Source organism: Duganella violaceipulchra (assembly GCF_019166075.1).
GTDB classification, from domain to species: Bacteria; Pseudomonadota; Gammaproteobacteria; order Burkholderiales; family Burkholderiaceae_D; genus Rugamonas; species Rugamonas violaceipulchra.
Window position 1 is genome coordinate 1 of sequence record NZ_JAHTGR010000108.1, and the last position, 509, is coordinate 509.

At 65.6% G+C, this 509-nt stretch carries 1 protein-coding gene; it reads right to left on the minus strand.

All coding sequences use genetic code 11. The features are described 5' to 3' along the window. Positions 1 to 479 (minus strand): condensation domain-containing protein (locus KVP70_RS33185; RefSeq protein ID WP_217946703.1); only part of this gene is annotated, 479 nt, incomplete at its 3' end. Positions 480 to 509 lie beyond the last annotated feature (30 nt).

The window sequence follows — 509 nt, forward strand, 5'->3', positions numbered from 1 at the left end:
TGGCGGGCTTCGTCCGCGCCGATGCGACTGACGGCGAACGCTTGTTCATGCCCGTGCAAGTGGCTCAGGTCGTGTGTTACCAGGTGGAAGCCGCAATCGGCCGCTGCGATCCTTTGTTCGGCTGCGCCTGCGCTTTGCACGAACGTGGTGCGCAGGACTTCGTGACGCGCGACGATGCGGTCCAGAGTGGCTTGCAGCGCCGCACAGTCGAGCTGGCCTTGCAGGCTTAGTGCGGCCGGCATGTGGTAGGCCGCGCCGGCGGCATGGTCGAGTTGGTCGAGGAACCAGAGCCGTTGCTGGGCCCACGAGAGCGGCAAGGCTTGGTTGCGCGCGGTGCGTTCGATCCGGCTTAAGCTCACTTGCCGCGCTTGGCTGACGACGCTGGCCAGGCCTGCCAGCGTCGGTTGCGCAAACAGGTCGCGCAGGGGAACTTCGACATCCAGCACTTGCCGCAGGCGCGACACCAGTTGCACTGCCATCAGCGAGTGTCCGCCCATCTCGAAGAAGTG